Consider the following 21,015-nt stretch of genomic DNA (forward strand, 5'->3'; position numbering starts at 1 on the left):
CCCCCACGGTGCGGGCCGCGCCCCCCTTCCCTTCTGCAGCAACGACCCGTTCCATCACGGACTTTGAGGAGAGGGCATGTCCCCGGGTACGAACGACGACGCGACGCCCGAAGCCGACAGGGCCGCGCCCGAGGCGGACGGCGTGGGGACCGCGCCGGGCGGGACCGGTGCCTCCCGCGACCGCCTGCGGTCGGCCCGGCTGGTCTTCTGCGCGGCCGCGCTGGCTGTCGCGATGACGGCGGGCGCGGTGGTCGTGGGCGCCCTCCGGGACGGCGGCGCGACGCCCGCCGTCGCCGCGGCCGGGGTGTCACCGCTGGTGCCGGCGAACGGCGACCTCGACGCGAGCATCACCTCGCTCCAGGCCCATCTCCGCACGCAGCCCGGCGACTTCGGCGGCTGGGCCACCCTCGGTCTCGCCTACGTGGAACAGGCCCGCACCAAGGGCGACCCGTCCCGCTATCCGCAGGCACAGCAGGCGCTGGACCGTTCCCTGAGGCTGCGGCCCCACTACGACCCGGCGCTCGCCGGCCGGGCCGCGCTCGCCGCCGCCCGGCACGACTTCACCGGGGCCCTGAAGTACGCGGACCTCGCCCTCGCGCAGAACCCGTACAGCGAGCGCGCCCTCTGCTCCCGGATCGACGCCCTCGTGGAACTCGGCCGCTACGCCGACGCGTCGAAGGCGGCCGACCTCGCCGACTCCCGGCGCCCGGGCGTCCCTGTCTTCACCCGGTACGCGTACGTCCACGAGCTGCGTGGTGACGTGTCCACGGCCCGACGGGTGCTGAAGCAGGCGCTCGCCACGGCGACGAGCCGCGGCGACATCGCGTACGTGTCCGCCGCGCTCGGCCAACTCGCCTGGAACCAGGGCGACTACCGCTCGGCTCTCACCTTCTACGCACGGGCCCTCGCGGCCGACGACAGCTATCTGCCCGCCCTGGAGGGACGGGCCCGTGCCCAGGCCGCGCTGGGGGACCGCGCTTCGGCGATCAAGGGCATGGAACAGGTGGTCCAGCGCTATCCGCTGCCGCAACCTCTGGTCGAGCTGGGCGAGTTGTACGAGGCACGTGGCCGGGCCGGCGACGCGCGGCGGGCCCGCGACCAGTACGCGCTGGTGAACGCCTGGGTCTCGCTCGCCCGCGCGAACGGCGTCGACGCCGACCTCGACACGGCTCTGGCGGCGGCCGACCACGGCGACCACCGGGCGGCGCTGAAGGCGGCCCGCGACGAGTGGGCGCGACGGCACACGGTGCACACCGCGGACGCGCTCGCCTGGGCCCTGCACATGGCGGGCCGCGACAAGGAGGCTCTCCCCCACGCCCGCGAGGCCACGGCGACGGGCTACCGCAACGCGGCCTTCCTCTATCACCGGGGAGTCATCGAACGGGCCACCGGACACACGAAGGCGGCCCGCGCCGCGCTGAAGGCGGCCCTGGAACTGAACCCGGGCTTCTCTCCGCCGGGAGCCCGCGAGGCCCGCGCCGCGCTGAAGGCGGCACGGTGAGGGCGCGGCGGCTGCTCGCCGCGGCCGGTGCGGCCCTGACCGCCGCCTGCGCGCTCGTGCTGATCCCCGCGGGACAGGCGGGCGCGCATCCCCTGGGGAACTTCACCGTCAACCGGTACGACGGACTCGTCGCCGCCCCGGGGGAGTTGCGCGTCGACCACGTCGAGGACCTCGCGGAGATCCCCGCGACCCAGGCGAAGCCGGACATCGCGCGGCTCGGCATGGCCGAGTGGGCCCGGCAACGGTGCGAGAGCGCCGCGCGCGGGAGCAGGGTCACCGTAGGCGGGCACGAGGTCGCACTCGCGCGGGGCGCGAGCCACGCGCGCACCCGGCCCGGACAGGCCGGCCTGGACACCCTGCGCGTGGAGTGCCGGCTGACGGCGCCGCTCCCCCGGGGCGAGGACGCGGGCGTCGCGGTGGGCTTCCGCAGCGCCGGTGCCGACCACGGGCCGGGCTGGCGGGAGATCACCGCCCGGGGCGACCGGATGACGCTCACCGCGTCGGACGTACCGCGCTCGTCGGTGTCGGCGGAGCTGACCTCGTACCCGAAGGCGCTGCTGTCCTCCCCGGCCGACACCGCCGCCGCCTCGCTGCGGATCCGGCCCGGCGGACCCGCTCTCGTCGAGGGCCACCGGGACGCGCCGGCCGCCTCCGTGCTGCCGCGCGGCGCCGACCGCTGGACCGAGGCCCTGAACAACCTGGTGGCCCGGCACCACCTCACCGTCGGCTTCGCCGCGCTCGCCCTGCTCATCGCCGTCGGCCTGGGCGCGATGCACGCCCTCGCGCCGGGCCACGGCAAGACCCTGATGGCGGCGACCGCGGCGGCGCGCGGCGGCCGGGCCCGGCTGAAGGACGTGCTGCCGCTGGCCGCGTCGGTGACGGTCACGCACACCCTCGGGGTCGTCGCGCTCGGCCTTCTGGTCACCGCGGGTTCGGCGGCGGCTCCGTCCGTGATCGCCTGGCTGGGTGTGTCCAGCGGCGTCCTGGTGACCCTGGCGGGTGTCACGCTCCTGCGCCGGGCCTGGCACCACCGGGCGCCGGGACCCGGCCTGCCCCGTCGCCCCACGGACGAACACGTCCACGCGCACCCGCACGGCGGGGATCACGCCCACGGGCACCCGCACGGCGGGGATCACGCCGACGGGCACCACCACGCCGTCGACCAGGAACACCCGGACGGTCACGACCACGACCACGAGCCCGGGTCGGGCGTCCCGTCCCGCACACGTCGGCACGACCGGGAGCCGGTCGCCCCGGACAGGGACACCGTTGCCGTGGACCGGCACGCCGCCGGCCGTCCCGAGCGGCCCCTCGTACTCGCCCACGCCGCCGCGGCTCCCCGGGCGCAGGCCCTGCCCACGACCGCACCCCACCCCCACCCGCACCCGCACCCGCACCCGCAGGACGTGGGCCCCGGTCACGCCCACGCCCACCCCCACGAACACGAACACGAGCACCGGCACCCGTCGCCCCCCACCTCCGCGGCCACCCTTCGGTCCCGGGTCTCCCGACCCCTCGGCCGCCCCTCCCCCGCTCTCGAACACACCCACGGCGGCTTCACCCACACCCACGAGATCGCGCCGACCCTGCGCGGGACGATCCTGCTCGGCTTCGCCGGCGGGCTCGTACCGAGTCCGTCCGCGGTGGTCGTCCTCGTCGGGGCCGCGGCCCTCGGTCAGGCCTGGTTCGGCCTCCTGCTCGTCCTCGCGTACGGCGTCGGGCTGGCCCTGACGCTGACGGCGGCGGGCTTCGCCGTCGTCCGGCTCGGCGGCGGGATGAACCGGGCGCTGGCCAGGCGACCACGCTGGGCCGAGGGGCGGGCCGTACGGTTCGTCCGCCGGACCGCGCCCCTGGGATCGGCGGCGGTCGTCGTGGCCCTCGGGGTCGGATTGGTGCTCAAGGGGGCGGCATCCGCACTCGGTTGAGCTACTTTTGGGGAGATATCGCGCGGACGCGAAGGGGGGACGCACGTGTCCGAAGATCCGGGCAGTGAGCGTGTGATCGCGGGTCGCTACCGCCTGCTCTCGCCCCTGGGCGAGGGCGGAATGGGCACGGTGTGGCGCGCCCGCGACGAGGTGCTGCAGCGCGAGGTGGCCGTCAAGGAGGTCCGCGCCCCGGCCGGACTGGCCGGGTCCGAGATCGAGCGGATGTACGCCCGCCTGGAACGCGAGGCGTGGGCGGCCGCCCGTATCTCGAACCACAACGTGGTCACCGTGTACGACGTGGCCACCCAGGACGGCCGGCCCTGGATCGTGATGGAACTGGTCCGGGGCATCGCGCTCTCCGATCTGCTGGACGCCGAGGGACCGTTGGCGCCACGACGGGTCGCCGGCATCGGCGCCGAGGTGCTGTCCGCGCTGCGGGCCGCGCACGCCGCGGGGGTGCTGCACCGCGACGTGAAGCCGGCCAACGTCCTGATGTCGAACGACGGCCGGGTCGTGCTGACGGACTTCGGCATCGCCACCGTCGAGGGCAGCTCCGCGCTGACCATGACGGGCGAGGTCATCGGATCGCCCGAATTCCTGGCTCCGGAGCGGGCGTTGGGGCGGACACCGGGACCGGAGTCGGACCTCTGGTCGCTCGGCGTGCTGCTGTACGCGGCGGTCGAGGGCAACTCTCCCTTCCGGCAGAACACTCCGCTGAGCACCTTGCGGGCCATCGTGGACGAGCCGTTGCCCGCGCCTCGCCGGGCGGGTCCGCTCACCCCCGTGATCGAAGGGCTGCTGGCCAAGGATCCCGCCGGGCGGACGAGCGCCGCCGCGGCCGAGGCGGAACTGCGCGCGGTCGCCGAGGGCGGCAGGACACCCACGCGGGCCGTCGGTCCGCCGGCGCCCTCCGACACCCCCACGATCGCCGCGTTCCACCAGCCGTCCCCGGGGCCGCCGACACCGTCGGGAGGATTCGGTCCGCCTCCGGTGACGGCGTCCTCGACGGCTCCCACCGCGGAGCCGCACCGTCGCCGCCCGGCGGCCTTCGTCCTCATCGCCGGCGCGGCCGCGCTCGCGCTCGCCGTCGGCGGGCTGACGTACGCGCTGAGCGACCACGGCGGTGGGAACGGCGATACCGGCGGGACCGAAGGACGGAGCACCACCGACGGAGGCGGCAGCGGCAACAGCGGCGCGTCGGACGGCGGGAGGAGTCACAGCGGGAGCGACGCGACGAGCCCCACCGCGAGCGGGAGTTCCGCCGCGAGCGCCCCCACGGGCGGAGGAGCGACGACCGCCCCGCCGGCCCAGTCGGTGCGGGTGACGGTGTCGGGCCGGCACACCGACTACACGGGGGCGTGTCCGCCGCCCGGCACCCAGGCACCCTCGTTCACGGCGACCTTCACGGTCGGGCGGGTGCCGGTGGACGTCCAGTACCGATGGGTCACGGAGACCGGCGAGGTGACCGACAAGAGCTGGAAGACACTCTCGTTCCCCGCGGGCGGCGGCAGGACGCGGCAGACGACGGTGGTGGCGACGACCTACGACACGAGCGGGGAGTTCGCCAACAGGATCAGCGTGGAGGTCCGGAGCCCGGTGCGGGCGACGTCCGACGCGGTGCCGTTCACGATCACGTGTGCGACGGAGACCCCGAGCGACGGGGCCTCCGCTTCCGCATCACCTCAGGAAGGCCGGAGAGTTCAGACCGCTCCGCCGAAGACGGGGAGGTAGCCGCCGGACTGTCCGGCCGCGGTCGGGTGGTACGACTCGCCGATGTCCAGCCAGTTCAGGCTGTGCAGCCAGACGCTGCTGGAGCAGATCTCGTGGCCCGTGAAGGTGCCCCGGACGTCACCGAAGGTGAATCCGTAGGCGGCGGCGCGGGCCGCGATCGCGCTGTCCAGGTAGTCGGCCGCGCCGTTGATGGCGGACCGTTCGGTCTCCGAGAGTCCGGTCAGGCAGCTGCCGTTGAGCTTGTAGAAGCGGGGATAGCCGAGGACGACGACATGGGCGGACGGGGCCTTCGCGCGGATCGCCGAGTACACGGAGTTGAGGTTGCCGGGGAGGGTGGAGTCGACGTAGGCCTTCGCGGTGGCGATCCGCGAGAGGCAGGAGCTCTCGGACTGCAGGACGCAGGTCGTCATGACGTCCGAGAAGCCGGCGTCGTTGCCGCCGATGCTGATGGAGACGAGGCCGGTCGAGGAGGTGAGGGGGCCGAGCTGGTTCGCCGTGACATCACCCGTACGAGCGCCCGAGCAGGCCTTGAAGTCGAACGACGAGGGTGAATGCGCGGTCTTCCAGAGATAGGGGAACGACTTCGTGCTGCGCTTGCAGTCGCCGCTCTCGCTGGTGTAGCTCCCCGCGCCGACTCCCGACGAATAGGAGTCACCAAGGGCCACATAGCCGGTGGCGGCGGCCGTTCGTGCCTGCGCCGTGGCCGCCCCGGTGAGGGTGACGCCGACGGCGAGGAGGAGTGAGGTCACGTATGCCGTAATTCGGGAACGTCTCATGGAACCTCCCTTTAGCAGGATCTCTGCCACAACTTTGGTACCAGCTACGCGCATTGACAGGAAGTGTTCATGCCAAAACTTCTGTGCCACTGCGTCAGGAAACCCGCGAACGCGCCCCCTTTGCGCCTTGACGGCCCCGGACGCGCTGCGCCACATTGAAGCCCGGCATCCGGCGCTTCAGGGGGCAAAGTCGCCAATGCAGACCTTACGGATCAAGGCATCCTCATCCGACACCGTGAAGGGGCTTCGGCAGCCCAGGGGAAGGGATCTGCCGGCGCTGCTCGCGGGCGGCGCGACCACGGTGGGGGCCGTGGGCGCGTTCCTCGCACTCGCCGACGCGAACTCACCGCTGCGCGGGCCTTTCACGCTCTTCTTCCTGCTCGCCGCACCGTCGGCCTCGATCGGGGCCGCGCTGCGCGGACTCGACCCGTTCGGCCGCGTCCTCACGTCCGTCGCCGGCGCCGTCGTCCTGAACATGCTGGTGGCGCAGGGCATGCTCGCCGTGCACCGCTGGTCGGTCCCCGGCGGCATCGTCGCCGTGACGGCGCTCAGTTCGCTGATTCTGCTGCTCACACTGGTGCGCCGACGGCGCACCCACGGACCCTCAAACGGATGGGGAAAATCCGTTCGAGGTACTGGGTAACGGTCAAACCAACAAAAAGGTGAGGCCTCGTTTCAGGTCTTGCCATACGTGCGCAATCGTCAATATCGTCGTACATCTCACCCGCATCGGTCCATCATCAGCGGCTCCAGGGGAGGGCTCAGGACCGCGATGGAAGCCGGCGCGGGGCGCGGTTGGGGGGTGCCGTTCTCGGTGACCAGACGTATGCCGAGTCGGGCCGCGCAGCCTGCTCCTCAATGCGGAGCCGGCACGTTTTGCCAGCTCACCCGGCATGGACGGAGATCCATTCCGGCATGCCGTCAGTGAGTAACCCCCCTTTCGAACCGGACAAAGAGACGGACCGCCCAGGGGCGGGCGGTCCACCGGACGAGAGGGACCAGACTCATGAGCTCAGTCCTGCGCCCAGCCATCTCGGGCGACGATCCGTTAGTGGCCGCGAACTACCGGCCGATCTCCTCTCACCTGGCCATCGCGCCACCGGTGAGTGTCGTGATTCCCGCCATGAATGAGGCGGAGAATCTCCCGTACGTCTTCAAGACGCTGCCGTCCTGGATCCACGAAGTGGTCCTCGTGGACGGCAACTCCACGGACGACACCGTCGAGGTCGCCCGTGAGCTGTGGCCGGACGTCAAGGTCGTCAAGCAGCTCGGCAGGGGCAAGGGCGACGCGCTGATCACCGGCTTCGCGGCGTGCACCGGCGACATCATCGTCATGGTCGACGCGGACGGCTCGGCCGACGGCCACGAGATCGTCTCGTACGTCTCCGCGCTGGTGTCCGGGGCGGACTTCGCCAAGGGCTCGCGGTTCGCCAACGGCGGCGGCACGTCCGACATGACGCCGATCCGCAAGCTCGGCAACCGTGTGCTCTGCGCGACCGTCAACGCCAAGTTCGGCGCCCGCTACACCGATCTCTGCTACGGCTACAACGCGTTCTGGCGGCACTGCCTCGACAAGATCGAACTCGACTGCACGGGCTTCGAGGTCGAGACCCTGATGAACATCCGGGTCGTCAAGGCCGGCCTCAAGGTGCAGGAGATACCCAGCCACGAGTACCTCCGCATCCACGGCGCGAGCAATCTGCGGGCCGTGCGGGACGGGATCCGGGTGCTCAAGGTGATCCTCAAGGAGCGGTCCAACCGGCGTGCGCTGCGCCGGACGCCGCACGCCCACCAGCTCGACTCCGGCCGGGGAGAGGTGTCTTGAGCACGCGGGACATCTCCGTGGTGATCTGCGTGTACACCGAGGACCGCTGGGAGGACATCCTCGCGGCGGTCTCCTCGGTGCGCGCGCAGTCCCTGCCCGCCCTGGAGACACTGCTGGTCGTCGACCACAACACCGTTCTGCTGGAGCGGCTGGCCGGGGAGTACAGGAAGACCGAGGGCGTGCGGGTGCTCGCCAACGCGGGCCCCCGCGGTCTGTCCGCCGGCCGCAACACCGGGATCGCGGCCTCGCACGGCTGCGTCATCGCCTTCCTCGACGACGACGCCGTCGCCGAACGGGACTGGCTGCGGCATCTCGCCGAGGGCTACACCGACCCGCGGGTGATGGCCGTCGGCGGCCGTACGATGCCGGTCTGGGCGTCGGGCCGCCGGCCGGCCTGGTTCCCCGAGGAGTTCGACTGGGTGGTGGGCTGCACGTACAAGGGCCTGCCGGCGGGCCGGGTCCGGGTCCGCAACGTCCTCGGCGGCAACGCCTCCTTCCGCCGCACGGCGTTCGACGCGGCGGGCGGCTTCGCGACCGGGATCGGCCGCGACGGCGACAGACGTCCCCTGGGCTGCGAGGAGACGGAGCTGTGCATCCGGCTCACCCGCGCCCGGCCGGACGCCGTCCTGCTGATCGACGATCGCGCGGTCATCCACCACCGGGTGCCCGCGGTCCGCGAGCGCTTCCGCTACTTCCGCACCCGGGCCTACGCCGAGGGTCTCTCCAAAGCCCTGGTCGCCCGAAGTGTGGGCGCCGGCAAGGGACTCGAATCGGAGCGTCGCTACAGCACCCGGGTCCTGCCCGTCGGGGTGCTGCGCGGGCTGCGGGACGCGGCCCTGGCCCGTCCCGGCGGCGCGGGCCGCGCCGGAGCCATCGTCGCCGGGGTACTGACGGCGGCCGGCGGGTATGTCGCGGGAAGCGTCCGGGCCCACCGGAGCGGCGCCGTGTTCTCGGTCGTCCCCGTCGCGGCGGTCGAGGTGGTCCCGGACGACGAGGGGGCGGCGGCATGAGCGGACCGGTACCGATCCTGATGTACCACTCGGTCGCTCGGACGCCGAACGCCGCGACCCGGGCGCTGTCCGTCGCGCCCGAGGCGTTCGCCGAGCAGATGGCACTGCTCGACGACCGCGGGTTCACCCCGGTCGGCACCGCCCGGCTGGCGGCGGCCTGGCGTTCGGGCGTCCCGCTGCCCGCACGCCCCGTCCTGATCACCTTCGACGACGGCTACGAGGGCGTGCACCGGCACGCCCTGCCCGCCCTCGCCAAGTACGGCTTCGCGTCGACCCTCTTCGTGTCCACGGGGTGGATCAGAGGCGCGTACGACACCGGGGGCGGTCTCGACTCCATGCTCGACTGGGACCAGGTGCGCGCGCTCGCCGGGGAGCAGGTGGAGATCGGCGGGCACAGCCACACCCATCCGCAGCTCGACCAGATCACGGACGACACGCTCCGGTTCGAGCTGCTGCGCTGCCGGGAGATCATCGCGGGCGAACTGGGCGCTTTCCCGGCCTCGTTCGCGTACCCCTACGGCTACTCCAGCGCACGGGTGCGGCGTTCGGTGCGGGCGGCCGGGTTCACCCAGTCGCTCGCCGTCGGCAACGGCCTCGCCCGCCGCCGCCAGGGCCCCTACGCCCTGCAACGCGTCACCGTGCGCCGCACGACCGGTATCGAGGAGTTCGAGCGGCTGGTCGAAGGCCGTTCGATCGCCCGCACCTTCGCCCGGGACCGCGCCCTCACCAAGGGGTACGCCATGGTCCGAAGAGCACGACAGGTCCGCCGGAAGGCCATCCGTTCCCGTGTCTGACACGACCACCACAGCCCAGGCCTCGACCACCGCGCCCGAGGCCCGCGAGCAGCGTCCGGCCCGCCGTCTCCGTCTGCCCGGCACCGGCCGCACGGGCGGAGGCGGCAGTCCGCTGTTCCGCAACGCCTACGCGCTGATGCTCAACACCGGGATCTCCGCGGTGCTGGGCCTCGGGTACTGGCTGATCGCCGCCCGGTACTACACCGAGTCGGCCGTCGGCCAGGGCTCCGCCGCCATCGCCGCGATGAAGCTCCTCGCGGGTGTCACCGCGGTGACACTGACCGGCGCCCTCGCCCGCTTCATCCCCGTCGCGGGACGCGCCACCGCCCGCCTCATCTTCCGTACGTACGCGGGCAGTTCGATGGTCGTGGCGGTCGCCGCCGGGATCTTCCTGCTCACCCTGAACCTGTGGGGGCCGTCGTACCGCTTCCTGCACGGGCCGCTGCACGGCACGTTCTTCGTGCTGGCGGTGGTCGCCTGGTCGTTGCTGACGCTCCAGGACGGGGTGCTGACGGGGCTGCGCAGCGCGCTGTGGGTGCCGGTGGGCAACACCGTCTTCTCCGCGGTGAAGCTGGCCCTGCTCATCGGTCTCGCCGCAGCGATCCCGACCTCGGGCGTCTTCGTCTCCTGGGTCGCCGCGATCGCCCTGTCGGTGGTGCCGCTCGGAATCCTGGTGTTCCGCCGGCTGGTGCCCCGGCACGTGAAGGCGACGGAGACCCGCACCGAGCCGCCCACCCTGAAGGAGATCGGGCGGTTCCTGGCCGGTGACTACACCGGGTCGCTGTTCTCGCTCGCGGTCGTCTACCTCGTGCCGGTGATCGTGGCCTCGCAGGTCAGTTCCACCGACAACGCGTACTTCTACATCACCACGACCATAGGCGGCACGGTCAACCTGCTCGCCATCAACATGGGCGCCTCGCTGACGGTGGAGGGGTCGCACGATCCGGCGCGGCTGGCCGCCAACACGCGGGCCGCGCTCAAACGCATGGCCCGGATCATGCTGCCGGTGTGCGGCCTGCTGTTCCTCGGTGCGCCGTACATTCTGCACGTCTTCGGCGCCGGGTACGCGCACGCGGCGACGCCGCTGCTGCGCTGGTTCGCCGTCGGCGCGCTGCTGCGGGTGGTCATGGAGACCTACTTCGCCGTGCTGCGCGCACAGAGCCGTACATCCGGACTGGCCTATCTCCAAGGCCTGTTGTGTCTGCTGGTGCTCGGCCTCACGGTGATCCTGCTGCCCCGCATGGGGCTGACGGGCGCGGGGGTCGCGGAGATCTCCAGCCTCGCCGTGATCGTGACGATCGCGGCACCCAGGCTGTTCCGGATCGTGCGGACCGCGCCGCCCGTCGCCCCGCCGGCGGACGCGGCACCGGACGGGGACCTCGCCGACCTGGGACCGCGCGACGCCGTCCCGTCGCACGATCCGAAGCGTGGCCCGGTCCGGGCGCTCGACTCGGACACCCTGGCCCTGCGCCTGCACATCGACCTCGACCACCTGGAACGCCGTCCGGACGTGCGCCCCGGGCCGGGCACGCCGCCGACCGGCACCCCCTCGGCGCGCACCGGGACGGGCGCGGAGCGCCGCCCCGCCTGGGCGCGGCGGCAGCCGTCCGTGGGGCTGCCCGTGGAGGCGCGCGAGCCGGGTTCGGAGGCATCGTTGGGTCCGGTGGAGGTGCCGGAGGTCGACGCCCCGTTCGACACGGAGGGGCCCGACGGCGGGGGGTCCGACGTGCGGACCGCCTCGGCGGAGGTCGCGTCGGCGGAACCGGTCGCGGCGGCCGGGACGGCGGAGGACCGGGAACCACCGGACGTGCCTCCCCCGTCCTGGCGTGAGCGCGTCCGGCGCCCGTCGCGACCCGGTGTCGTCCTCGGCTTCCTGCTGGTCTCGGCGCTCCTGCTCTACTGGGTCCCCGCGGTCGGCCTCGACGACGCGTCGCTCGCGGACATGGGCGGCCTGGGATTGATCTCGGTGCTCCCGCTGCCGACGCTGATCGGCGCGGCCCTGCTGGTCACGGTGTTCAGCTCGCTGCTCTGGATGAAACGCGAGCACCGGGGGCTGCTGCTGGTCACGCTGCTCGCCACCGTGGTGTCGCTGCACGCGCTCCCGGCGGTCATCGAGACCGAGCCGCGGTTCGCGACCGCCTGGCAGCACCTCGGCTTCCTCGACTACATCGACCGCACCGGGTCCGCCGTGCCGGACCTGGACGCCCGCTGGAGCTGGCCGGGCTTCTTCGCGGTGGCCGCGTTCGCCGCGAAGGCGTGCGGGGTCTCCGATCTGTCCGAGGTCATCCGCTGGTGGCCGACGGCCGTCCAACTCCTCTACCTGGCACCGATGTTCCTGCTGGTCCGGTCGATGCGGGCCGGCTGGCGCGCCAAGTGGACGGGGATCTGGTTCTTCACGCTGTGCGGCTGGGTCGGCCAGGACTACTTCTCACCGCAGGGCTTCACCTACCTGCTGTACCTGGTGTTCGTGGCGATCCTGCTCGTGTGGTTCCGGGCGCCGCGGGTGCTGTGGACGAAGCGGCGGCCGGGCGAGGCGGAGGTCGAGCCGACGGACCGGCGGCAGCGGGCCGTGCTCCTGATGGTGCTGATCGGGCTGTTCGCGGCCACCGTGCCGGCGCATCAGCTCACCCCGTTCGTCATGCTGGGCGTTCTCGCGGTCCTCGTCCTCGTCGGCCGCTCCGAACTGCGCGGTCTGCCCATCCTGTTCGCCGTGCTGGTCGCCGCCTGGGTCGGGTTCATGGCCGAGCCGTACTGGTCGGGCCACTTCGACGACCTGTTCGGCGGGGTCGGGGGCGTCGGCAGCAATGTGTCGACGTCGGTCTCCGGCCGTATCCAGGGCGGCAGTTCGACGCACAAGCTCGTGCTGTACACCCGGGTCCTGCTCGCCGGCGGCATGATGGCCTTCGCCTGCTGGGGCTGGTGGCGGCGGCGTGAGCACCGGTACCGCGAGCGGTCCCTGCTCGTCCTGACCTTCGTCCCGTTCCTCGGCTTCGGCATGCAGTCCTACGGCGGTGAGATGGCGCTGCGCGTCTTCATGTTCGCCGTGCCGGGTGCCGCGCTGCTCGCCGGACTGGCCCTCTTCCCGCGCACCGGGATCACCGCGAAGGAACGGGAGAAGGACCGGCTGAGTCTCGCCCCGGTCGCCGCGCTGATGGCGGGCCTGCTCCTCATGGGCGGGTTCCTGGTGGCCCGTTGGGGCAACGAGTCGTTCGAGCGGATCCGGCCGGGCGAGGTCACGGCCATGGACTACGTGTACGCGCACGACGATCCGACGGCCCGGCTGCTGTGGCTGAGCAACGACACGGTCGACAACGTGACACCCGCCATGCCCTGGGGCGCCAAGGACATGGAGAAGGTGCAGTACGTCCCCACGCTCGCGCCCGCCGACCCGGTGCTGGTGTCCGGGCTCGTCAAGGCGCTCAAGGACGCGGGGCCGAACTCGTATCTGATGATCAACCGCAGTCAGGTGGTCTACCTGCAGCTGGACGTGGGCTACTCGGCGACGTGGGAGACGCGGCTGATCACCCATCTCGACGAACGGCCGGAGCTGAGGAAGGTCCTGGTCAACGACGACGTGACGATGTACGCGCTGCGTGTACGGCCGGAGGGCACGGTCCCGCGGGCCGAGCCGGGGCCGATCGGACCGCAGGTGACGTGGACGCCGTGGTCGGTCGTCGGCGGTCTCTCCGCGATCGCCCTCGTCGTGCTGCTGACGGCACGGGAGGTCGTACGGGTGGCGGTGCGGCCCGGCGTGCGGCAACTGCGGTGGGTGCAGAGCAGCTTCTGGTTCTCCCTGCCCCTGCTGGCGGTCCTGCTGGCCTCGCTGGTGCAGCGATTCCTGACGATGAAGTAGCGGCCCCGGAGCGGTGCGTGCGGCCGAAGTGGCCGGGCCGGTACGCCGGCCCGGCCACTTCCTCGGGTCCGGGTGCCGTCGGCCCGCGCGGTCAGCGGCTGAGCCACTTCACCGCGTACGCGCCCAGTTCGAACCGCTTCCCGTCGACCTTGGCGCTGATCGACCGGTCCCGCGTGTTCACGACGAGGACGGTCCGGTCGGTGGCGAGGACCCGCACGTTCGGCACGTCGTCCGCGGCGACGGACACCTTCGCGTAGGCCGTGCCCGGCGGGAACGCCTTGCCGAAACGGGAGATCAGGTCGTACATGGGCAGGTCCCGGCCGCCACCGGCGGTGCCGGTCGGGGTCCAGAGGCAGCCGGGGCAGCCGGCGCCCTTCTCCTTCTCCGGGTTCCAGTAGAAGCCGGAGGAGGCCCCGCCCCGCACCATCGCGATCATGCCGCTCGCCTGGACCGCGACGCGGCGGGTCTCGGACCAGCCCTTGCGCTCGTCCGTGGAGTCGGCCGGTTCGACGTAGTACTCGGCCCACCACAGCGGCAGGCCGTGCGTCTGCCCGCGCAGCCATCTGCCGACGGCCGTGAACTTGTCGGTGGCCGCGAACTCGTCGGGCAGCGTCTCGTCGTCGTTGGTGTAGCTGGAGCCGTCCACGACGACGAAGTCGGCGCCCGCCTTGTGCTCGTTCCAGTAGGTGAAGGCGTCGAGGACCCGCTGGTCCATCGCGCCCCACGGTCCCTTCACCGTCGTGGACGCGTCCTGCGTCTGGCGCGGGTCGAAGCTGTCCATCACGAGGTAGGGGCCGCCCACCATGATGTCCTTGTCCACCTTCTTCAGCGCCTTGTAGACCAGGTTGTAGAGCTTGGTGTAGCCCTCGTAGTCCCAGCGGCCCTCACGGTCGTTCCAGAAGCCCTTGAACTCGTTCCAGACGATGAAGTGGCGTACGTCGGGGTAGCGGCGGGCGACCGTCGCGGCGAGCGCGGCGAAGTCCGCGAAGTGCGACGGCTCCGGGGCCGTCTCCAGGGAGGCCTGGCTCCAGTTCGTGCGGTCCGCGCCGGCCTCGCCGCCCTTCATCCAGTCCGGGGAGCAGCACAGCGTCACGACCGGGGTGCCGCCGGACCTGCGGACGAAGTCGACGCGGCTGTCCATCTCGGAGAAGTCGTAACGTCCCTTGGACGGTTCGGGGTTGCCCGCACCCCAGCCCATGATGTGCTGGTTCTGCGGCAGCGACACCTCGTCACGGCCCAGCAGTCCCTCGACCCGCTCGGTGGCCGCGTCGTCGCCCTCGTCGGCGCTGTACTGGGTGTGGGTGAACCCCCAGCCCACGTCGGGGCGGGGCGTCTGCGGCGGGGTGACCGGCGTGCCGTGCACCTTGTCCCCGTCGCGGGTGGTGCCCGCGGTGCTCCCGCCGTCCCCCGGCAGGGTGTTGAGCAGTGTCACGACCAGGGCGAGTACGGCCGCGCCCACGCCGAGCAGCGCGGTCAGGCGCCACCGTCGTTCCCCCGAATTCCACCCATGACGTCCCATCATGGGCAACAGTAACGGGGGGAATCGGGCGCGCGACAGGTCTGTCGTCGTACAGCCCTGTAACAGGATGGAAGGGATACACCGGAAGAGCGGGACCCACGCGACACACGCGACGCACTGCGGAAACCGGGTGCATGGGACGCCCGGGTGACGGATCATGGCGGCATGTCTGCGAACCCACACGACGCTCTGCCGATCAGGCTCAACGTCGACGACAGCGATTCGCCGTCGGACGTCGTCGACGCGCTGTTCCTCGGTCGCTTCGCGACGGGCGAGCAGCCGCACTCGCACGCCGCGAACATCGACCGTGTCCGGTCCGGAGCCACCCTGCTCCCGCCCGGCGCCCGGGTGCTGCGCTCCGCGCGGGACGACGACCGCAGCGCGACGCTCGCCGAGGGTGACGGCTGGACCCTTCTGGTGTCGCGCTGGAACAGGGGCGCCGACGTCACCGTGACCGCGACGAGCGTCGAGCTTGCCGAGAAGGTGCTGAACGAGGCGACGGACGGTGCCACGGACGAGCCCGAGCCGCAGCCGGAGAACGTGACGATGGGCTTCTGGTACGTGTCGCCGCGCCGCGGCCCGCACCGCACCACCCGGCAGATCTCCGCCGGGACGTGGGAGGAGGTCCGCGCCAACTACACGGCGCCGGTCGCGGACGCGATGGACGGCCTGATGAAGACGACCCCCGAGGACATCGCGGGCCGGCTGCTGCTCCTGCACGGTCCGCCGGGCACCGGCAAGACGTCCGCCCTGCGCACCCTGGCCCGTTCCTGGCGCGACTGGTGCCAGGTGGACTGTGTGCTGGACCCCGAGCGGCTCTTCTCCGACGTCGGCTATCTGATGGACATCGCGATCGGCGAGGAGGACGGCACCGGCAAGGGACGCTGGCGGCTGCTCCTGCTGGAGGACTGCGACGAGCTGATCCGCGGCGAGGCGAAGCACACGGCGGGCCAGGCCCTGTCCCGGCTGCTCAACCTCACCGACGGACTGCTCGGCCAGGGCCGCAACGTCCTGGTGGGCGTCACGACGAACGAGGACCTGGAGCGTCTGCACCCCGCCGTGGTCCGCCCCGGCCGCTGTCTCGCCCGTATCGAGGTCGGACCGCTGACCCGCCGGGAGTCGGTCGGCTGGCTCGGCACCGACGAGGGCGTCCCGCGCGAGGGCGCGACCCTCGCCGAGCTGTACGCGCTGCGCCGCGGCACGACACCGACTTCGGTCCCGGACCAGCGTGAGGGCGCGGACGCCGGGCTGTACCTGTAAGGGCGGCGCAGGCTTCGGCGCCCAGGGCGCTCCGAGCGCTCCGCGTTCTAGGAGTCCCCCTCGAACGCCGCCCGCAGGGCGTCCCGTACGGCGGCCAGCGCGGCGGTCTCGGTCAGTCCGAGGCGGTGCGCCCGGTCGGCGTAGGCCTGCGCGGCCGCCGCCGCCTGCTGCGCCGCGGCGTCCCCGGCGGCGGCCACGAACGTCCCGTTGCGGCCGCGCGTCTCGATCACCCCGTCCGATTCGAGGGCCCGGTAGGCCTTGGCGACGGTGTTGGCCGCGAGGCCGAGCGACTCGGCCAGCCCCCGCACCGTGGGCAGCTTGTGGCCGACCGGCAGCGCACCGGACCTGGCCTGCTCGGAAATCTGGGCGCGCACCTGCTCGTACGGCGCGGCCCCCTCTGCGATGTGGATCTTCAGGGTCACCCGGCGATTGTCCCGCACCCGGGGAAAAGGGGAGGCATCCGCACACGGCCTGCCCGTAGCGTTCGCTGCCATGACACTGATCATCCGTGAGGTGCGTCGCGGGGACCCGGTGGACGCCGCGAGCTTCGCGCGCATCCGTCACGAGGCTCTCCCCTTCGTGCTCTTCACCCCGCAGTCCATCGCCTACGACATCGAGCACGCCCATCCCGACGCGCACTACCGGCCGTTGCTGGCCCTGGAGGACGGCGAGCCGGTCGGCACCGCGCAGGTGGGCATCGTGTACGACAGCCCCGAGCCGGGGCAGGGCTACGTCAACGTCTATGTGCACCCGGAGCGGACGGGCCGCGGCGCGGGGTCGCTGCTGGTGCGCTCCGCGGAGGAGCGGCTCGCCGCCCTGGGCGCGACCAGGCTGTTCGCCTGGGTGCTGGACGCGCCCGCGAACCGTGCCTTCGCGGAGAAGCGCGGCTACCGCTCGGCCCGTTCCGCGCATTTCCTCCGCCTCGACCTGGCGAACGGCGAGCTGCCGCCGCTCCAGTCCCCGCCCCCCGGCGTCGAGGTGCGCAGCGGGGCGGACTTCGCGGACGATCCGCGGCCGTTGTTCGTCCTGGACGCGGAGACGCTCCTCGACGAACCCAGCGACGTCGACCGGGAGTTCACGGACTACGAGGCCTGGCTGGAGGAGACCTGGCGTCATCCGCTCCTCGACCACGAGCTGACGTCCGTCGCTCTGGTGGACGGCCGGCCGGCGGCGTTCAGCGCGGCCCGCACCGACGGCGGCACCCGCTACGGCACGGTGATGACGGGCACCGCCCGTGCCTTCCGGGGCCGCGGTCTCGCCAAGCTCGCCAAGAACCACTCCCTGCACCGCGCCCGCGCGGCCGGCTTCCGGGAGGCGTTCACCGGCAACGACACGGACAACGGGCCGATGCTCGCGATCAACAAGTGGTTCGGCTACGAGGTGTGCGCCACGGAGGTGAAGTATGTCCACGAACTCGGCGGGGGCTCCTGACCCGGTGGAGATCGTGCTCGTCAAGGCGGGCCGTACGAAGATCAGTTACCCGGCGGAGCTGCTCGCCGACGACGGGACGCGGGTCGTGGTGCGCGCTCCCTGGGCCGGCGACACCGCCCGGGACTTCGGCTTCGTACGGTTCGAGCGGGGTGACGTCTTCACCGAGTACTACTGGCGGGACCGGTGGTACGCGGTGAAGGAGGTCCGGGACGCGGCGGGCGTGCGGAAGGGCTGGTACTGCGACGTCACGCGGCCCGCCACCGTGTCCGAGGGGCGCCTGGTGGTCGAGGACCTCGACCTGGACCTGTGGCGCTCGGCCGACGGCACGCAGGTCCTGCGGCTGGACGAGGACGAGTTCGCGGAGAGCGGCCTGGCGGCCACCGACCCGGCGGCGGCGCTCGCCGCCGAGAAGGCCCTGGACGACCTCGAACGCCTGGCCCGCGAGGGCGGTTTCGAAGCGCTGCTGGAGTAGGCGGGTTCCGCCGGGCACCGGCCGCCTCTTCGGAGCGCCGGTGCCGTCGGCTCCCGGGGCCGGTCGGGTGCCGGGGCCGGTCGGGTGCCGGGGCCGGTCGGGTGCCGGGCGGGCCGTGTCGCCCGGGGTCAGAAGGTGGCCACCACGGCGAACCTCTCGTCGTCGACCTCGTGGCCCCACAGCCGCGCGTCGTCCGACAGCGGCTCCACGCGCAGCCCGGCGCCCTCGCCGGCCTCGGCGACCAGCGGCCGGAGCAGGGCGGTCAGCCGGTCGGCGGACAGCCCGACCGGGTGCACGGTCCCCCAGACGCCCTCGACGAGGACGAGCCGGCCGCCCGGACGCAGGAGCCCCCGCCAGTGCCGCAGCACGCGCTCGGGGGCGGGCAGGGTCCAGAGCACATGGCGGCAGAAGAGCACGTCGTACCGCTGCTCGCCGACCGGGGGCGCCACCGCGTCACCGACGAGGAACGCCGCGTCACGGCCGGCCAGCTTGGCTCTGGCACGGTCGATCATGCGGGGCGAGAGATCGACCCCGGTGACGCGGTGTCCCTCCTCGGACGCGAGGAGGGACAGGCTTCCCGTACCGCAGCCCACGTCGAGCAGGTCGCCCGGCCGGTCCGGCAGCCAGGTCCGCAGCCGGACCGCCCAGGCCGCGCGGACCGCCGGGTCACGCAGGCCGTGGTCGGGCTCCTCGTCGAACGTGGCGGACTCCGCGTCCCAGTCGACGCCCGCCCCCGGATTCGTCACGCTGTCGCTCACCATGCGTCCCATCGTGTCAGCCGCCACTGACAGTCCGGCCGACAGTCCGGCGGGGCCGCCGGGGCGGACCGGCCGGCGCAGGACGTGACCGGCGCCACAGACAGATCGCCACCGATGAGGAACTCTCCCCCGAAAGGTCTACCTCCGTACACCATCGGGATCCGGTAGACGCGAGGAGGCAGCCATGCGCCGTGCGACCGTGCAGAAGCCCCTGAGGAAGTCGGACTCCCGCCGTGTACGGGACGAGGCCGAGGAACGTCCCGCCGCGCGCCCCGAGATCCGCAAGGACATCGCGCGCACCTGGTGGCCGGACGGCTGAGCCCGCCCCGCCGGACCGGCGCGCGGCCCCTGTCAGCCGAGGCGCTTGCGGTAGTGGACGCGGTCGTAGGGCCCGTCCACGCGCCGCTCGACGACCTCGTACCCGAGCTTCGGGTAGATCTTCTGGTTCTCCCACATCATCGCGTTGGTGCAGAGCCTGACCTCGTCCAGTCCCCGAGCACGCGCGTGCGCGTCGACGAACCGCAGCAGTCGTCCCCCGATGCCCCTGCCGTGGGCGTCGGGCCGCACGGCGACGATGTCGAGGTACAGGTGGTCCGGCCGCTCCTCGACGACCACGAGTCCGGTCACCGGCTCCCCCGTGACGAACACCCGGCCTGCCGCCACATCGGCCTCGTGGTCCGCCACCATGGGCGCGGGCACGACGCCGATGCGCTCGACGTACGGCTCGAAGGCGGCGTCGATCACGGCCCGCACCGCCGCCACGTCACCGGCAGCGGCACGCCGCACCCCGAACGCCGCGAGCCGCTCTCCGGGCTCCCCGAACCCGCCTGATCTCCCGGGCATCTCCGTCATACCCCGCACGCTACCCACAGGCCGCGGCGCACCGATGCCCGGCCGGGCCCCGCGCTCCCTTCCTGAGCCCCCCGTTAGCCCCGCCTTAACGGCGCCATAAGGATCCCCGTCACCCGTCCCCAGCAGGCGATTTCACGGATTCCTGGGGCTAGTTTCTGATCACCCCCACGGGATCCCCGCACGAACGGTGTGCGGGGCTCGCCCCCCCGCATCAGGATCGTTCGAGGAGTTCCCGCATGTCTGCACGCCGCAAGGCCGCCGCTGTCGTCGCCGCCGGCATCGCCCCGCTCGCCCTGTCCGCGCTGGCCGCCGCGCCCGCGTCGGCGCACGGCACGATGGGGGACCCGGTGAGCCGGGTGTCCCAGTGTTACGCGGAGGGTCCGGAGAGCCCGAAGTCGGCGGCCTGCAAGGCGGCGGTCGCCGCGGGCGGCACGCAGGCGCTCTACGACTGGAACGGCATCCGCATCGGTGACGCGAACGGGCAGCACCAGGCGCTGATCCCGGACGGCAAGCTGTGCAGCGCCAACAGCGAGGAGTTCAAGGGGCTCGACCTGGCGCGCTCCGACTGGCCGGCGACCGGCGTGAGCAGCGGGGCGTACACCTTCAGGTACCGGGTGACGGCGCAGCACAAGGGCACGTTCAAGGTGTACATCACGAAGTCCGGCTACGACCCGTCCAAGCCGCTGGCCTGGGCGGACCTCGATCTCGCGCACCCCGTCGCGACGGTGACCGACCCGACCGCCTCGAACGGCTTCTACAGCTTCTCCGGCAGCCTCCCGGAGCGTTCCGGCAAGCAGCTCCTGTACGCCGTCTGGCAGCGTTCGGACAGCCCGGAGGCCTTCTACTCGTGTTCCGACGTGGCGTTCGGCGGCAGCGGTGACGGCAAGGGAGCGGGCGGCGGAACCACTCCGGTGCCGACCGCCTCCGCGCCCTCGGACGAGCAGATCGCGGACGGCAGCGACAGGTCGACGGTGGAGCACCACGGTCACGGCGACGGCGACGCCGGTACGTCGGCCGAACCGGCGGCGAGCGCGAGCGCGAAGGCCGCCGGCGTCGCCGAGGACACGGACACCACCGCGGACGCCGCGGCGAACCAGCCGGAGGCCGCCGGTTCCTCCGCGAACCTCGCCGAGACCGGCGGCGATTCCACCACCCCGTACATCGCGGTCGGCGGTGCCGCCGTCCTGGCGCTCGGCGCCGCGACCCTCTTCGCGTCGGTGCGCCGCCGGGCGACCCCGGGCGGCCGGCACGGCCGCTAGGACATGCCTCGGACCACGGACTCCGGGGGCTGACCGGCGGCTCGGGCCG

18 protein-coding genes are annotated in these 21,015 nt (G+C 72.6%); 13 read left to right on the top strand and 5 right to left on the bottom strand.

Annotated elements, in window-relative coordinates; genetic code table 11:
• Positions 1-76: 76 nt before the first annotated feature.
• Genes B0675_RS34725 through B0675_RS34735 form a run of 3 tightly spaced genes read left to right on the top strand, consistent with a single transcriptional unit; the run spans position 77 to position 5,157 of the window.
• The gene (locus tag B0675_RS34725) at positions 77-1,501 is read left to right on the top strand and encodes a tetratricopeptide repeat protein (protein WP_107482909.1); all 1,425 of its coding nucleotides are present in this window, start codon (positions 77-79) and stop codon (positions 1,499-1,501) included.
• Positions 1,498-3,426 (top strand): sulfite exporter TauE/SafE family protein, encoded by a 1,929-nt coding sequence (locus B0675_RS34730; protein ID WP_081223568.1) that lies wholly within the window; start codon positions 1,498-1,500, stop codon positions 3,424-3,426. The genes B0675_RS34725 and B0675_RS34730 overlap by 4 nt, the downstream gene beginning before the upstream one ends.
• A gap of 45 nt (positions 3,427-3,471) precedes the next feature.
• Positions 3,472-5,157, top strand: coding sequence for a serine/threonine-protein kinase (locus B0675_RS34735; protein WP_081223569.1), 1,686 nt, complete (start codon positions 3,472-3,474; stop codon positions 5,155-5,157).
• Here B0675_RS34735 and B0675_RS34740 read toward each other — a convergent pair.
• Positions 5,127-5,933, bottom strand: a complete 807-nt coding sequence (locus tag B0675_RS34740; RefSeq protein ID WP_081223570.1) for an SGNH/GDSL hydrolase family protein — start codon at positions 5,931-5,933, stop codon at positions 5,127-5,129. The two genes, B0675_RS34735 and B0675_RS34740, sit on opposite strands and share 31 nt — an antisense overlap.
• A gap of 235 nt (positions 5,934-6,168) precedes the next feature.
• Here B0675_RS34740 and B0675_RS34745 point away from each other — a divergent pair, with 235 nt between their 5' ends.
• The 5 genes from B0675_RS34745 to B0675_RS34765 all read left to right on the top strand — a co-directional run bounded on the left by B0675_RS34745 (position 6,169) and on the right by B0675_RS34765 (position 13,415).
• Entirely contained in the window at positions 6,169-6,576 is a 408-nt protein-coding gene (locus B0675_RS34745) for a hypothetical protein (RefSeq protein WP_347110772.1), read from the top strand.
• Between the two features lie 363 nt (positions 6,577-6,939).
• Positions 6,940-7,758, top strand: coding sequence for a glycosyltransferase family 2 protein (locus tag B0675_RS34750; RefSeq protein WP_081223572.1), 819 nt, complete (start codon positions 6,940-6,942; stop codon positions 7,756-7,758).
• A complete protein-coding gene (locus B0675_RS34755) occupies positions 7,755-8,768 on the top strand; it encodes a glycosyltransferase family 2 protein (RefSeq protein ID WP_081223573.1) in 1,014 nt (337 codons plus the stop codon). The genes B0675_RS34750 and B0675_RS34755 overlap by 4 nt, the downstream gene beginning before the upstream one ends.
• The gene (locus tag B0675_RS34760; RefSeq protein ID WP_081223574.1) at positions 8,765-9,562 is read left to right on the top strand and encodes a polysaccharide deacetylase family protein; all 798 of its coding nucleotides are present in this window, start codon (positions 8,765-8,767) and stop codon (positions 9,560-9,562) included. Before B0675_RS34755 ends, B0675_RS34760 begins: the two co-directional genes overlap by 4 nt.
• Positions 9,555-13,415: a lipopolysaccharide biosynthesis protein gene (locus B0675_RS34765; RefSeq protein WP_081223575.1), complete on the top strand. Its 3,861-nt coding sequence runs from the start codon at positions 9,555-9,557 to the stop codon at positions 13,413-13,415. Before B0675_RS34760 ends, B0675_RS34765 begins: the two co-directional genes overlap by 8 nt.
• Before the next feature lie 91 nt (positions 13,416-13,506).
• On the opposite strand, the gene B0675_RS34770 is transcribed toward B0675_RS34765, so the two are convergent.
• Positions 13,507-14,934 (bottom strand): xylan 1,4-beta-xylosidase, encoded by a 1,428-nt coding sequence (locus B0675_RS34770; protein ID WP_081223576.1) that lies wholly within the window; start codon positions 14,932-14,934, stop codon positions 13,507-13,509.
• A 165-nt stretch (positions 14,935-15,099) separates the two neighbouring features.
• On the opposite strand from B0675_RS34770, the gene B0675_RS34775 reads away from it, so the two are divergent.
• On the top strand, positions 15,100-16,194 hold the full coding sequence (locus tag B0675_RS34775) for a DUF5925 domain-containing protein (RefSeq protein ID WP_081223577.1): 1,095 nt from the start codon (positions 15,100-15,102) through the stop codon (positions 16,192-16,194).
• 47 nt (positions 16,195-16,241) lie between these two features.
• Here B0675_RS34775 and B0675_RS34780 read toward each other — a convergent pair whose 3' ends face one another.
• Positions 16,242-16,616, bottom strand: a complete 375-nt coding sequence (locus B0675_RS34780; protein WP_179165497.1) for a GntR family transcriptional regulator — start codon at positions 16,614-16,616, stop codon at positions 16,242-16,244.
• 70 nt (positions 16,617-16,686) lie between these two features.
• Between B0675_RS34780 and B0675_RS34785 the strand changes: the two genes are divergently transcribed.
• Positions 16,687-17,625 (top strand): GNAT family N-acetyltransferase, encoded by a 939-nt coding sequence (locus B0675_RS34785; RefSeq protein ID WP_081223579.1) that lies wholly within the window; start codon positions 16,687-16,689, stop codon positions 17,623-17,625.
• Positions 17,597-18,097, top strand: coding sequence for a DUF402 domain-containing protein (locus B0675_RS34790; protein WP_081223580.1), 501 nt, complete (start codon positions 17,597-17,599; stop codon positions 18,095-18,097). The genes B0675_RS34785 and B0675_RS34790 overlap by 29 nt, the downstream gene beginning before the upstream one ends.
• 128 nt (positions 18,098-18,225) lie before the next feature.
• Here the strand turns inward: B0675_RS34790 and B0675_RS34795 are convergent, their stop codons facing one another.
• Positions 18,226-18,858, bottom strand: coding sequence for a class I SAM-dependent methyltransferase (locus B0675_RS34795; protein ID WP_081223581.1), 633 nt, complete (start codon positions 18,856-18,858; stop codon positions 18,226-18,228).
• A 181-nt stretch (positions 18,859-19,039) separates the two neighbouring features.
• Between B0675_RS34795 and B0675_RS42490 the strand changes: the two genes are divergently transcribed.
• Entirely contained in the window at positions 19,040-19,174 is a 135-nt protein-coding gene (locus B0675_RS42490) for a hypothetical protein (protein ID WP_266612465.1), read from the top strand.
• A gap of 32 nt (positions 19,175-19,206) precedes the next feature.
• Here the strand turns inward: B0675_RS42490 and B0675_RS34800 are convergent, their stop codons facing one another.
• Positions 19,207-19,698 carry a GNAT family N-acetyltransferase gene (locus B0675_RS34800; RefSeq protein ID WP_081224052.1) on the bottom strand — a complete coding sequence of 164 codons (492 nt, stop codon included), beginning with the start codon at positions 19,696-19,698 and terminating at the stop codon, positions 19,207-19,209.
• Between the two features lie 245 nt (positions 19,699-19,943).
• Between B0675_RS34800 and B0675_RS34805 the strand changes: the two genes are divergently transcribed.
• Entirely contained in the window at positions 19,944-20,966 is a 1,023-nt protein-coding gene (locus tag B0675_RS34805) for a lytic polysaccharide monooxygenase (protein WP_081223582.1), read from the top strand.
• The last annotated feature ends 49 nt before the right edge of the window (positions 20,967-21,015 follow it).

It is taken from the genome of Streptomyces sp. M41(2017) (genome assembly GCF_002078175.1).
Classification (GTDB): domain Bacteria; phylum Actinomycetota; class Actinomycetes; order Streptomycetales; family Streptomycetaceae; genus Streptomyces.

What these genes read in the sequence shown, in the direction of transcription:
- B0675_RS34800 (WP_081224052.1), bottom strand. Translation starts at nt 19,698, where the DNA reads ATGCCCGGGAGATCAGGCGGGTTCGGGGAGCCCGGAGAGCGGCTCGCG.
- B0675_RS34750 (WP_081223572.1), top strand. Translation starts at nt 6,940, where the DNA reads ATGAGCTCAGTCCTGCGCCCAGCCATCTCGGGCGACGATCCGTTAGTG.
- B0675_RS34770 (WP_081223576.1), bottom strand. Translation starts at nt 14,934, where the DNA reads ATGGGACGTCATGGGTGGAATTCGGGGGAACGACGGTGGCGCCTGACC.
- B0675_RS34785 (WP_081223579.1), top strand. Translation starts at nt 16,687, where the DNA reads ATGACACTGATCATCCGTGAGGTGCGTCGCGGGGACCCGGTGGACGCC.
- B0675_RS34740 (WP_081223570.1), bottom strand. Translation starts at nt 5,933, where the DNA reads ATGAGACGTTCCCGAATTACGGCATACGTGACCTCACTCCTCCTCGCC.
- B0675_RS34795 (WP_081223581.1), bottom strand. Translation starts at nt 18,858, where the DNA reads ATGGTGAGCGACAGCGTGACGAATCCGGGGGCGGGCGTCGACTGGGAC.
- B0675_RS34790 (WP_081223580.1), top strand. Translation starts at nt 17,597, where the DNA reads ATGTCCACGAACTCGGCGGGGGCTCCTGACCCGGTGGAGATCGTGCTC.
- B0675_RS34775 (WP_081223577.1), top strand. Translation starts at nt 15,100, where the DNA reads ATGTCTGCGAACCCACACGACGCTCTGCCGATCAGGCTCAACGTCGAC.
- B0675_RS42490 (WP_266612465.1), top strand. Translation starts at nt 19,040, where the DNA reads ATGCGCCGTGCGACCGTGCAGAAGCCCCTGAGGAAGTCGGACTCCCGC.
- B0675_RS34805 (WP_081223582.1), top strand. Translation starts at nt 19,944, where the DNA reads ATGTCTGCACGCCGCAAGGCCGCCGCTGTCGTCGCCGCCGGCATCGCC.
- B0675_RS34760 (WP_081223574.1), top strand. Translation starts at nt 8,765, where the DNA reads ATGAGCGGACCGGTACCGATCCTGATGTACCACTCGGTCGCTCGGACG.
- B0675_RS34725 (WP_107482909.1), top strand. Translation starts at nt 77, where the DNA reads ATGTCCCCGGGTACGAACGACGACGCGACGCCCGAAGCCGACAGGGCC.